This is a genomic window from Methylobacterium sp. BTF04 (genome assembly GCF_010692745.1).
Lineage (GTDB): Bacteria > Pseudomonadota > Alphaproteobacteria > Rhizobiales > Beijerinckiaceae > Methylobacterium.
Window position 1 is genome coordinate 13,491 of record NZ_JAAHTB010000031.1, and the last position, 12,818, is coordinate 26,308.

Annotated in this window: 9 protein-coding genes; all 9 read left to right on the forward strand. The window is 66.7% G+C overall.

Going from position 1 to position 12,818, the window contains the following annotated elements:
* Positions 1-104: 104 nt before the first annotated feature.
* The 9 genes from G3T14_RS16925 to gor all read left to right on the forward strand — a co-directional run bounded on the left by G3T14_RS16925 (position 105) and on the right by gor (position 12,775).
* Complete coding sequence (locus G3T14_RS16925; RefSeq protein ID WP_163643710.1) at positions 105-2,171, forward strand: carbon starvation CstA family protein; 2,067 nt, start codon at positions 105-107, stop codon at positions 2,169-2,171.
* Between the two features lie 5 nt (positions 2,172-2,176).
* Positions 2,177-2,401 carry a YbdD/YjiX family protein gene (locus tag G3T14_RS16930; RefSeq protein WP_163643711.1) on the forward strand — a complete coding sequence of 75 codons (225 nt, stop codon included), beginning with the start codon at positions 2,177-2,179 and terminating at the stop codon, positions 2,399-2,401.
* Positions 2,402-2,527: 126 nt separating this feature from the next.
* Positions 2,528-3,808 (forward strand): DUF898 family protein, encoded by a 1,281-nt coding sequence (locus G3T14_RS16935; RefSeq protein ID WP_163643712.1) that lies wholly within the window; start codon positions 2,528-2,530, stop codon positions 3,806-3,808.
* A 31-nt stretch (positions 3,809-3,839) separates the two neighbouring features.
* Positions 3,840-4,916: a M48 family metallopeptidase gene (locus tag G3T14_RS16940; protein ID WP_348645294.1), complete on the forward strand. Its 1,077-nt coding sequence runs from the start codon at positions 3,840-3,842 to the stop codon at positions 4,914-4,916.
* A gap of 214 nt (positions 4,917-5,130) precedes the next feature.
* Positions 5,131-8,358: an efflux RND transporter permease subunit gene (locus G3T14_RS16945; RefSeq protein ID WP_163643713.1), complete on the forward strand. Its 3,228-nt coding sequence runs from the start codon at positions 5,131-5,133 to the stop codon at positions 8,356-8,358.
* A gap of 52 nt (positions 8,359-8,410) precedes the next feature.
* On the forward strand, positions 8,411-9,688 hold the full coding sequence (locus G3T14_RS16950) for an efflux RND transporter periplasmic adaptor subunit (protein ID WP_163643714.1): 1,278 nt from the start codon (positions 8,411-8,413) through the stop codon (positions 9,686-9,688).
* Between the two features lie 90 nt (positions 9,689-9,778).
* On the forward strand, positions 9,779-10,951 hold the full coding sequence (locus tag G3T14_RS16955; protein WP_163643715.1) for an MFS transporter: 1,173 nt from the start codon (positions 9,779-9,781) through the stop codon (positions 10,949-10,951).
* A 106-nt stretch (positions 10,952-11,057) separates the two neighbouring features.
* Positions 11,058-11,225, forward strand: coding sequence for a 50S ribosomal protein L33 (gene rpmG, locus G3T14_RS16960; RefSeq protein ID WP_018044575.1), 168 nt, complete (start codon positions 11,058-11,060; stop codon positions 11,223-11,225).
* A 167-nt stretch (positions 11,226-11,392) separates the two neighbouring features.
* Positions 11,393-12,775: a glutathione-disulfide reductase gene (gene gor / locus G3T14_RS16965; protein WP_163643716.1), complete on the forward strand. Its 1,383-nt coding sequence runs from the start codon at positions 11,393-11,395 to the stop codon at positions 12,773-12,775.
* Positions 12,776-12,818 lie beyond the last annotated feature (43 nt).

Below are 12,818 nucleotides of genomic sequence, written 5' to 3' on the forward strand. Positions count from 1 at the left end.
CACGCGTCCCTCCCATGCGGGGTGTCTGGCCCTCGCTGCGTTTTTGCGCGAAAAGGACCCTTGACGATCTGCCAGTAAGGACAGGTCGCAGGAGCGAGACGTCGATGAGCGCGATCAGTAAGCATGGGCCCTGGGCCCTCGTGGGGGCACTCGGCGCTGCCGCCCTCGCTATCGTAGCCACCACCCGCGGCGAGACCGTCAACGCCCTCTGGGTCGTGGTCGCGGCCGTCTGCACCTATCTGATCGCCTATCGCTACTATTCGCTGTTCATCTCCGAAAAGGTGATGCACCTCGACCCGAGCCGCCCGACCCCGGCGCACCGTCACAATGACGGGCTCGATTACGTTCCGACCAACCGCAACGTGCTGTTCGGCCACCACTTCGCGGCCATCGCCGGTGCGGGTCCCCTCGTCGGCCCCGTTCTGGCAGCCCAGATGGGCTACCTGCCGGGCCTGCTGTGGATTCTCGCCGGTGTGGTGCTGGCCGGCGCCGTACAGGACTTCATGGTCCTGTTCATCTCCATGCGCCGCGACGGCCGCTCGCTCGGCGAACTCATCCGCGCCGAGCTCGGGACCATTCCGGGCGTGATCGCCCTGTTCGGCACCTTCATGATCATGGTGATCCTGCTCGCCGTGCTGGCGATGATCGTCGTGAAGGCGCTGGCCGAGAGCCCGTGGGGCACCTTCACCGTCGCCGCGACCATCCCGATCGCGATGCTGATGGGGCTCTATGCCCGCTACATCCGCCCCGGAAAGGTCGGCGAGGTCTCCATCCTGGGCTTCGTCCTCCTGATGCTGGCGATCGTCTATGGCGGCAACGTCGCGGCCGACCCGTATTGGGGTCCGTTCTTCACCTTCACCGGCCCGCAGCTGTGCTGGATGCTGATCGGCTACGGCTTCGTCGCGTCGATCCTGCCGGTCTGGCTCCTGCTCGCCCCGCGCGATTACCTCTCGACCTTCCTCAAGATCGGCACGATCGTCGGTCTGGCGCTCGGCATCGTCTACGTCGCTCCGCACATGCAGATGCCGGCGGTGACCAAGTTCGTCGATGGCACGGGCCCGGTCTGGGCCGGATCGCTGTTCCCGTTCCTGTTTATCACCATCGCCTGCGGCGCGGTCTCGGGCTTCCACGCCCTGATCGCCTCCGGCACCACGCCCAAGCTCATCGATAACGAAGGCGACGCCCGCTTCATCGGCTACGGCGGCATGCTCATGGAGAGCTTCGTGGCCGTCATGGCCCTGGTCTCCGCGAGCGTGATCGAGCCGGGCATCTACTTCACGATGAACGCGCCGGCCGCCCTCGTCGGCACCACGCCCGAGAGTGCCGCCGCCGCGGTGACGAAGCTCGACCCCGCCTTCGCGATCACCCCCGAAAAGATCGCGCAGACCGCCGTCGATGTCGGCGAGCATTCCATCATCTCTCGCGCCGGTGGCGCACCGACCCTCGCGGTCGGCATGGCGCACATCATCTCCTCGGCCATCGGCGGCAAGACGATGATGGCCTTCTGGTATCACTTCGCCATTCTGTTCGAAGCGCTCTTCATCCTGACCGCGGTGGATGCGGGCACGCGCGCCGGCCGCTTCATGCTGCAGGATCTGCTCGGGCTCGTCGCTCCGCAGTTCAAGAACACCTCGGCCTGGGTGCCCAGCATCCTGGCGACCGCGCTCTGCGTCGGCGCCTGGGGCTACTTCCTCTACCAGGGCGTCACCGATCCGCTGGGCGGGATCTACACGCTGTGGCCGCTGTTCGGCATCTCGAACCAGATGCTGGCCGCCGTCGCCCTGACGCTCGCCACGGTGGTGATCTTCAAGATGAAGCGCGAGCGCTACGCCTTCGTCACGATCATCCCCACGGTGTGGCTGTGCATCTGCACCCTAACCGCCGGCTGGCAGAAGATCTTCTCCGCCGACGCCAAGATCGGCTTCCTCTCGCATGCTGACCGGTTCTCGGCGGCCATCGCCGAGGGCAAGGTCCTGGCTCCTGCCAAGAGCATGGCCGACATGCACAAGATCGTCTTCAACGATCGGATCGATGCGGCGCTGGCGGTGCTGTTCGTCGGACTGGTGGTGGCGATCGCCGCCTTCGGCATTATGGCGTGCGTCAAGGCCTACCGGGCGAATCGCTGGACCGCCCTCGAGACCGGCGGCGCGACGCCGGTCGCAGCGGAGTAGGGATCATGGCGCTGTCGTCGAGCGAGCTGCGGGACCGTCTCAGGACCTTCTCGAAATGCGTCTGCGACGGCGCCCGGTTGATGGTCGGGCAGGGCGACTACGAAGCCTATGCCGCCCATATCCGCCGGACCCATGCGGATCAGGAGCCAATGACCGAACTGGAGTTCTTCCGCAATCGCGAGAATGCCCGATTCGGTGTCGGCAACCGCAGCGGGTTTCGCTGCTGCTGAGCTGTGGGATCCATCCACCGCGGATTTTCAATCCAGACGCGTTTATCGACCACTATACACGTCGGGCTATAGCCATACCTCTCGGTGAAGCTTAAGCATACCGCGACTCCTATGGAGGGTAGCGGCATGGAATCAATTGGGCCGACTGAAGTCGCACGTCGCCAGGACAGGTCGAACATAGAGTTCGATCGCCGACTTGTGGGATTGAACCGGATTGTGTTTCGCGGTGCCCTTCTGTCGATGGTCACCTTCGGCGTATACCGGTTCTGGTATCTCACTGAGCTGCGTCGGTTCTTCTGGTCGCGAACGGTAATCGTCGGGAGTCCGGCGGAGTATACTGGTCGCGGCAAGGAACTCTTTCTCGGATTTCTTGTCGCACTCGCCGTCGTCGTCCCGATCTACATCGCGGTATCGATCGCCGCGCTCTCGGTCCCGGCCATCGCGCCCTATAGCGGTCTGCTGCTGTTCGTGGTGCTCTTCCCGCTGGGGCAGTACGCAAGCTACCGCGCCCGCCGCTATCGGGCCTCCCGCTCGCTGTGGCGCGGCATACGCTTGAGACAGGACGGATCGGGCCTCGCCTACACGGGCAGGTCCGTCGGATGGGCGATCGCGTCGATCGCCAGTTTGGGCCTCGCCTATCCGTTCATGCGGGCGAGCCTCGAGCGCTATCGGATCGATCACACGCTGGTCGGCGAGAGCCGCATGGCGTCCAGCGCAAGCGGCCGCTCCGTCCTCACGCCCTGGCTGCTGGTCTATGTTTTTGCCGTCGCCCCGGTGATCGTAGCCGGCATCGCGTTCGCGGTCGCCGCGGATTTTTCCATCCCGCACGATCTCTTCCTGGCCGGTCGCGGGGGCAAACGCGAATTCAACCCGGTCTATGCGGATGCGACCTTCGTGAAGGTCGGCCTGATCTTCCTACTGACGACGGCGATCTGCTCAATCCTGTTTCTCTGTTTATTTCCAGTCTATTGGGCCAACGAGACTCGCGCCTTCATCGCCTCGACGACGCTCGGCGCTGCGAGGCTCGAATCGTCCTTGAGGAAGCGCGATTTCTACAAGCCGTATCTCATCTATGCGGCGGCCCTGATGGCGTTCACGATCCTGGTCTTCGCGCTCACGTTCGCCGCGATGCGAATGATGAAAGCCGTGGCGGGAGCCGACCCGTTCCATCTCTCCACCGTCGCGTTTCTGTTCGGCGCCTACCTCCTCGGCGCCTTCCTGCTGAACCTGCTCTACGTGCGGATCATCCAGGTTCGGCTTTGGCGGGCGGTGGCCGAGTCCACCACCGTCCGAAACATCGATGCGCTCGAACGGATCCTGTCCTCCCGGCATACGGCGGCGAGCGGCCTCAACGAAGGCCTGGGCGATGCCCTCGGCGTCGGCGGCGCCCTGGAGATCGGGCTGTGATGGTAGGGACAGGCGGTGCGAGGGCCTGTCCATGATGCTGCTTCCGACCGCACGCGGCACCTATTTCGACGGCAATAGCGCCAAGGCGCATCCGGTCATCCTGCGCCTCTCCGACCGCCTGGAACTCTCCGGACCGGATGTCGCGGTCTGCTGGGATCTGCCCGACCTCGTCGCCGGTGAAACGGCCGCGCCCCTGTCACGCCTCGGTCCGAAGTCCGGTCGCGGCCAGGTCGAATTCCTGGACCAGGTCTTCGGCGCGGCACTGGCGGCGCGGTGTCCGGACCTCCACCGGCGCGTCGTCGCCGAGCGGAGCGGGCGCCTGCGCCTCGTGCTCTGGTCGGTCGCCGCGTCGGGCGCGGCGATCCTGATGGCCCTCTACGGAGTGCCGGCCCTCGCATCGCGTCTGGCTCCTTTGGTGCCTGCCGTCATCGAGGCGCGGCTGGGCGAAGCCGTGGACCGTCAGGTGCTCTCCATGCTCGACAGCCCGGCACGCTGCGACCAGCGCGATGGTGTCGCGAGCCTCGATCGCCTGTCGGCTCGCCTCCTGCGAGATAGCGGCTTGCCGGATGGTATTCAGATCTCCGTGCATGCGCATCGCACCCCCAATGCGTTCACGCTTCCGGGCGGCCGCATGATCGTCCTGTCCGGCCTGATCGATCAGACGGACACGCCGGACGAACTCGCCGCCGTCCTCGCCCATGAATTCGGGCACATGGTGGCCCATGATCCCATGCGCGGGCTGATCGCCGCGACCGGCACATCGCTGCTCCTCAGCATGGTCATCGGCGATCTGACCGGATCGACGGTTCTGATCGCTCTGGGCCAAGCCGCCCTGTCCGCCGGGTACAGCCGGGATGCCGAAAGCGCCGCCGATGCCTTCGCGGTGAACATGGTCCGGAATGCCGGGGGCGATGCGTCGGCCTTGGCCGCAATCCTCGAGCGCATCGATCACGACGAGGATCGATCGAGCCCGGCCGTTCTTCGGAGTCACCCGTTCACGCGTGAACGGGCGCGGATCAGCCGGTCGCTCGCGGGTCCGAAACAGACCACGACCGGTCTTCTGAACGCGCGCGAATGGGCCGCGCTCAAGGACATCTGCGAGGACTGACGCCGTCTCGGGTCGATGAGCCCGATGGGCGCGGGGCGCGGCTTCAGGGCCGGTCCGGCGCGCTCTCGGCCCGGCGGCGAGATCGACGCACGGGCGATCGTATACGTCATTCAGAAACAAAGCCCTGCGATACCCCCGTCCGTGCGGCGCGGCGCCACGGCTGTACGGGTGCGCCGAGTGTGCGACCACTCGCGTGCATGGATTTGGAGACGGAATGGGTCTCGTTCAGTACGCGCTCAAGTTTCGCATCACGATCTACGTCCTCGCCGTGCTGATGATGCTCGGTGGTGCGGCGGCGGTGGTCGTCGCGCCGAAAGACGTGCTGCCCACCGTGGATATTCCGGTGGTTGTGGTGGTGTGGACCTATACCGGCCTCTCGACCTCCGAGATGGAGCGCCGCATCACCACCTATGCGGAGTTCTCGCTCTCCAATAACGTCAACAACATCGCCCGGATGGAATCGACCACCCTGCAGGGCACGGCGATCCAGAAGATCTATTTCGACGGCTCGGTGAGCATCGATCTGGCCATCGCCCAAACCGTCTCGGCGATGAACTCGATCCGCTCGACCATGCCGCCCGGCGTGCAGCCGCCCATCGTCCTGCGCTTCTCGGCCTCCTCCGTGCCGGTGATCCAGCTCTCGCTCACCTCCGACCGCGAGAGCCTGACCAAGGTCTACGATTACGCCCAGTACCGCATTCGCCAGCGCCTGACGCAGGTGCCGGGCTCGACGCTGCCCTCGCCCTTCGGCGGTACCCCGCGCCAGATCATGGTCGATCTCGATCTGCACGCCCTCCAGGCGCTCGGGCTCACGGCGCTGGACGTCACCAACGCCGTGACGGCCCAGAACCTCACGGTGCCCTCGGGCCTCGCCAAGATCGGCGAGCAGCAATACCCGGTTCAGCTCAACGCCTCGCCGGATGCCATCGACGCGTTGAACCAGATCCCGATCAAGGTGGTGGGCGGGCAGCCGATCCTGGTGCGCGACGTCGCCCATGTCCGCGACGGCGGGCCGCCGCAGGTCAACATCGTGCGGGCCGACGGTCTGCATTCGGTGCTGATGCGGATCTTCAAGAACGGCACCGCCTCGACGCTCGACGTGGTCAACAACGTCAAGAAGGCGCTGCCCGACATCCGCGCGGCGGCGCCGGAGGGCATGACCCTGAAGCCGCTGTTCGATCAGTCGGTGTTCGTCTCGGCAGCCATCGAGGGCGTGATCCACGAGGCGATCATCGCCGCCGGACTGACCGGCCTGACGATCCTGCTGTTCCTCGGATCGTGGCGCTCCACCATCGTCGTGCTGGTCTCGATCCCGCTCTCGATCCTGACCTCGCTCGCCATCCTGACGGCGCTCGGCGAGACCATCAATGTGATGACGCTGGGCGGCCTCGCGCTGGCGGTGGGCATCCTCGTCGACGATGCGACGGTGGCGATCGAGAACACCTACCGGCTGTTCGAGGAGGGCGAGCCGTTCCGCAAATCCGTGGTGGAGGGTGCCGCCGGCATCGCCAAGCCGGCCCTGATCTCGACGCTGTCGATCTGCGCCGCCTTCGTCTCGGTCTTCGCCCTCACCGATACCCCCAAATACCTGTTCACGCCGCAGGCGCTCGCGGTCGTGTTCGCGATGCTGACCTCCTACGTCCTGTCGCGCACCCTGGTGCCGGTGCTGATCGACGTGCTGGTGGCGCGCGAATATGCGCAGAAGCATGGAGACGGGGGCAGCGTGCCGCGCCGGGGCCGCGTCGGCCGGGCGCTGGCTTGGTTGTTCAGTCCGGTGATGCGGCTCGCCGGCTGGTTCCGCACCGGCTTCGAGGCCCGGTTCGCGCGTTTCCACAGCGGCTACCTCGGGCTGCTGCACGTGGTCCTGCGGCGCCGCGTCGCCACCCTCGGCATCGTCGGCCTGGTCTTTGCCGGCACGGCGGTGCTCTTCCTGTTCGTCGGGCAGGATTACTTCCCGCAAGTGGCCTCGAGCCAGATGACCCTGCATCTGCGCACCCGGCCTGGTATGCGTATCGAGACCGCCGAGCAGGTCTTCGCCGATGTCGAGAGCGTGGTGCGCGAAGTCATCCCCGAGGGCGAGATCGACCAGATCCTCGACAATATCGGCCTGCCGTCGAACAACTACAACTTCGCCTTCTCGGATGGCTCGTTCGTCGCCTACAACGACGGCCAGATGCTCATCAACCTGAAGGAGGGCCACGGCTCGGTGGCCGATTACACCAAGCGCCTGCGCGAGGTGCTGGCCGAGCGCTTTCCCGACCTCGTCACCTACTTCCAGCCCTCCGACATCATCACCCAGATCCTGAATTTCGGCACCCTGGCGCAGATCGACATCCAGGTCTCGGGGCGCAACACCGCCAAGGATCTCGAAGTGGCCCAGACCATCGTGCGGCGTCTCAAGGAGACCCGCGGGGCGGTGGACGTCCACCTCCATCAGATCGTCGGCACCCCGCAATTCTTCGTGGACGTCGACCGCAAGCTCGCCTCCGAACTCGGGCTGACCCAGCAGCAGATCGCGCAGGGGCTCAACGTCTCCCTGTCGGGATCCTTCCAGGTGACCCCGAACTTCTGGACCGACCCGAAGACCGGCATCCCCTACCAGCTCTGGGTGCAGACGCCGGAATACCGCAACGATTCCCTCACCGCGCTCCAGAATACGCCGCTCCTCGTCAATGGCGGCTCGGATGCACCCGGTGTGCTGACGCTGCTCTCCAGCGTATCGAGCATGCGGCGCGAGGGCTCGCAGACGGTGATCAACCACGTCAACACGCAGCCGACCTTCAACATCTATGCGGCAGTGCAGGACAGCGATCTCGGATCGGTGGCCAAGGAAATCCGCACCATCGTCGACGAAGAGCAGAAGGGTTTGGCGGCTCCCGACAAGATCGTCGTGCGCGGCCAGATCGAGAACATGCAATCGGCCTTCTTCCGGATGGGAGTCGGCCTCTCGATCGCACTCGTGGCGGTCTACCTGCTGATGGCCGTGAACTTCCAGAGCTGGGGTGACCCGTTCGTGGTGCTGGCGGCCCTGCCGCTCGCCTTCTGCGGCATCGTCGCGAGCCTGTTCATCACCGGGACGACCTTCTCGATTCCGTCTCTGTTCGGGGCGATCATGTCGGTGGGCATCGCCAGTGCCAATTCGATCCTGCTCGTCACCTTCGCCAAGGAACACCGGGAAGCCACCGGCTGCGGTGCCGCCGAGGCGGCCCTGCTCGCTGGCGACACCCGCCTGCGGCCGGTGCTGATGACCGCGGGCGCGATGTTCCTCGGTCTGATCCCCATGGCCTTGGGCACGGGGGAGGGCGGCGAGCAGAATGCGGCCCTGGCACGCGCCGTGATGGGGGGAATCGCCGTGGGTACGCCCTCGACGCTGCTGTTCGTGCCGTTCCTCTACGCCTTCCTGCGGCGGGGCGAGGTACGACCGTTGGAGGATTACGCATGAGGCCGCGGACACGCGCTATGCTGGACACAGGCTGGATGGCGGGACGCCGGTAATGCACGCTTCACCCCGTGACCCCAACGATATCCCACGCCCGCCCCGCTCCGGGCCGTTCGTCGTGGTCGGACTGGTCGCCGTCGGCCTGCTGGCCTGGGGCGGCTACGGCCATTGGCAGCAGCGTGCGGCCGCCGACGAGACGCAGCGCAAGGTGAAGACCCTCGTGCCGAAGCTGCGCACCGTCGCCGTCGAGCGGGCGGACAAGCCGGTGGAGATCACCCTGCCGGGCCAGACCGACGCGTTCGCCAGAGCGGCGCTCTATGCCCGCGCCACCGGCTACATCGCCGAGCGCCGGGTCGATATCGGCAGCCGCGTACGCCAGGGCGACATCCTCCTGCGTATCGCCGCCCCCGACCTCGACCAGCAACTGGCCCAGGCCGAGGCCCAGGTCGGGCAATTGGAGGCGCAACTGCTCCAGGCCAGATCCATGGTCGATCAGGCCAAGGCCAACGTGAACCTCGCGAACGTCACCAACAGCCGGACCTCGACCCTGGCCGGTCAGGGCTGGGCCTCGAAGCAGAACGCCGACAATTCCCAGGCGAGCGTGCTCAGCCAGGGCGCCACCCTCGCCTCGGCCCAGGCCGGCGTGAAAGTGGCCGAGGCCAACATCAAGGCGCAGACCGCCACCGTCGACCGCCTCAAGGCGCTCACCGGCTTCAAGGACATCATCGCCCCCTTCGACGGGGTGATCACCGCGCGCGGTGTCGATGTCGGCGATCTCGTCCATGCCGACGGGACCGGCACGGCCCTCCTGTCGATGGACCGGGACGATATCCTCCGCGTCTCGGTGAACGTGCCTCAGAATGCGGCGGTGGGCGTGCGGGATGGGTTGGAGGCGACCATCAAGGTGCCGCAGCTGCCGAGTCGCACCTTCTCCGGCAAGGTCGCGCGCAGCTCCGTGGCCCTGCTCCGGTCGTCCCGCACGCTGACCACAGAGGTCGACGTCGAGAACAAGGATGGCACCCTTCGTGCAGGCCTCTACGTCTATGTCACGCTGAAAGTGCCGCGGACCGAGCCGAACATCGTGATCCCGGCCGAATCCCTGGTGTTCAACCAGCGCGGAACCCAGGTCGCGGTCGCCAACGATGACGGCACCGTGCAGTGGCGCAACGTCCACATCCAGCGCGATCTCGGCACCACCATCGAGGTGAACCACGGCCTCGACGGCCGGGAGCAGCTCGTGTTGAGCCCGCCCGCCGACCTGCGCGATGGGCAGAAGATCGATCGGCAGACACCCAAGGCTGAGGACAAGCCGCTGAAGTCGGCGGCGCGGTAAAACCCGCCGCAGGTTGCGTTCGCGGGCGTCGGGAGCGAGAAAGCCGGTCCGGAGCCACCGCGTGGCTCGTTCGGACCGCGTTTTCAGTTCATGCCCGCACATTCCTCGTCGGAGCTTGCCGACCGGGCTCGCTTTGCCTCGATCACCGCCGCCATCGTCTGCGTCGCCGTCGTCGGTATCGGCCTCAGCCTGACGATCCCGCTGCTCTCCATCGAGATGGCGCGGATGGGTGCGTCGAGCACCCTGATCGGCGTCAACACGGCGGTAGCCGGCGCCGCCAGCATCTTCACCGTGCCGTTCGTGCCGCGGCTCGCCGCGCGGATCGGCGTGGTGCGCCTGCTCGTTTCAGCGCTGGCCCTCGGCGCGGTCACCCTGGTCGGCTTCAAGGTGTTCCAGGGCATCGCCTGGTGGTTTCCCCTGCGCTTCGTCTTCTCCGCCACGCTCGGCGTGCTGTTCGTCCTGTCCGAGTTCTGGATCAACGAGGCGGCCCCGCCGGAGCGACGCGGGCTGGTAATGGGCGTCTACGCCACGGTGCTGGCTCTGGGCTTCGCCGTCGGCCCGACGCTGCTCGCTCTGCTCGGGACGCAGGGCTACGCGCCTTATCTCGCAGGGGCGGTGCTGTTCGTGGTCGCCATGGTGCCGCTGGTGCTGGCGCGGGGCCTGTCGCCGGAAATCGCCCATGGCGGCAGCCGCTCGCTCCTCGGCTACGTCCTGCTCGCGCCGGCGGCCACCGGTGCCGCCCTCGTCTACGGCGCTGTGGAGACCGGGGGATTCGCCATCCTGCCGCTCTACGGCCTGCGCCTCGGCTACGATGCGGAGACCGCCGCCGGCTTGGTGAGCGTGTTGGCGCTCGGCAACGTGATGTTTCAGATCCCGTTCGGCTGGCTTGCCGACCGGATGGACCGGCGCATCGTCCTGCTGATCTCGGCGCTGTGCGGCGCGCTCGGGTCTAGCCTGATTCCCCTCGCCTCGAGCTGGTTTCCCGCCCTGATCGTGCTGCTCTTCGTCTGGGGGGGATTGGCCGGGACGCTCTACACCGTCGGCCTTGCCCAACTCGGCGCCAGCGTGCGCGGGCCGGAACTCGCCGGAGCGAACGCGGCCTTCGTGGTGCTCTACAATATCGGCCTCATGGTCGGCCCGCCGATCATCGGCGGTGGCATGGATCTCGTGCCGCCGCAGGGCTTCGCCTACGCGATGTGCGGCCTGTTCCTCGCCTATGCGGGAATCGTGGTCTGGCGCCTCGCCGGGCATCCGCGGCCTTGACGAAACCCGGTCGATGGGGCAATGACCCGCCGGTATTCAGCCGGCCCGTGCCGGCCCTTTTGCGTTTCGCTGATGCGGAATGCCGCCATCACAGGAGCGCCGCGCCATGGCCAAGGCCGTAACCGTTAAAGTCAAGCTGATCTCGACCGCCGACACCGGCTACTTCTACGTCACCAAGAAGAATTCCCGGACCCAGACCGAGAAGCTCTCGATGAAGAAGTACGACCCCGTCGTGCGCAAGCACGTCGACTTCAAGGAAACCAAGATCAAGTGATCCGATTCGCCGCTGGACCAGCGGCATATCGTCGGTGACCGGGCCGCTTCCTCTCTGAGGGAGCGGCCTTTTTGTTGATCGCCGTACGCCGCGCGCCGGTTGATGCGGCGCGGGCTTCGCGCGATGGAGAGGGCTCGCCGCCAGCCACCGCTCAGGACCACCCGCGCATGATTCAGGATTCGGACAGCCACACCTACGACGTCGACCTGTTCGTGATCGGTGGCGGCTCGGGCGGCGTGCGGGCCGCGCGCATCGCCGCCGGATACGGCGCCCGGGTGAAGCTCGCGGAGGAATACCGCGTCGGCGGCACCTGCGTGATCCGCGGCTGCGTGCCGAAGAAGCTCATGGTCTATGCCGGGCGGTTTCAGGACGAGTTCGAGGATGCGGCCGGCTTCGGCTGGAGCGTCCCCGCGCCGCGCTTCGACTGGAGCGTGATGAAGGCCCGCCGCGACGCCGAGGTGACGCGGCTGGAGGGTATCTACGGTACCAACCTCGGCAAGGCCGGCGTCGAGATCGTGCCGCAGCGCGCGGTGATCGAGGATGCCCACACGGTGCGGCTGGTCGATTCGGGCGAGCGGGTGACCGCCCGCATCATCCTGATCGCGGTGGGCGCCCGCCCGGTGAAGGAACCGCTGATTCCCGGCGCGGAATTCGCCATCACGTCGAACGAGGTGTTCGACCTCGAGACGCTGCCCGAGCGCATCCTCGTGGTCGGCGGCGGCTATATCGCGGTGGAGTTCGCCGGGGTCTTCGCCAGCCTCGGTTCGCGGACCACGCTGCTGCATCGGGGCGACAAGCTGCTGCGTGGCTTCGACGAGGAGATTCGCGAGGCGCTCGGTGAGGCCTACGCCAAGCGCATGGATCTGCGCCTCAACCAGACCGTGGAATGCCTGGAGCGGGTCGCCGGCGGCCTCAAGGTGACGCTCGGCGACGGCAGCCATATGGAGGTGGATCAACTGCTCACCGCCACCGGCCGCCGCCCCAACGTCGAGGGGCTCGGGCTCGACGCCGTCGGGATCGAGATCGACGCGGCCGGCGCCATCCCGGTCGATGCGTTTTCGCAGACCCGCGTCCCGTCGATCTACGCGGTGGGCGACGTCACCAACCGGGCGGCGCTCACCCCCATCGCGATCCGCGAGGGCCATGCCTTCGCCGACACGGTGTTCGGCAACAAGCCTTGGGCGGTGGACCATGGCCTGATCCCCACCGCCGTGTTCTCGACACCGGAGATCGGTGTCGTCGGCCACAACGAGGACACGGCGCGGGCGCGTTACGGCGCCATCGACGTCTATCGGTCGAGCTTCCGCCCGATGAAGGCGACACTGTCGGGTCGCGACGAGAAGGTCCTGATGAAGCTCATCGTCGATGGCGCCAGCGACCGGGTGGTGGGCGTCCACGTGCTCGGGCACGATGCAGGCGAGATCATCCAGGCGGTGGGCATCGCCGTCACCATGGGCGCCACCAAGGCCGATTTCGACCGCACCATCGCGGTCCATCCCACCGTAGGCGAAGAGCTCGTCACCATGCGGTCGCCGGTGGGCGCCGGCTAGCCCGCACCGTCGCAGGCTGGAACATGCGGGTTCAGGGGCGGTT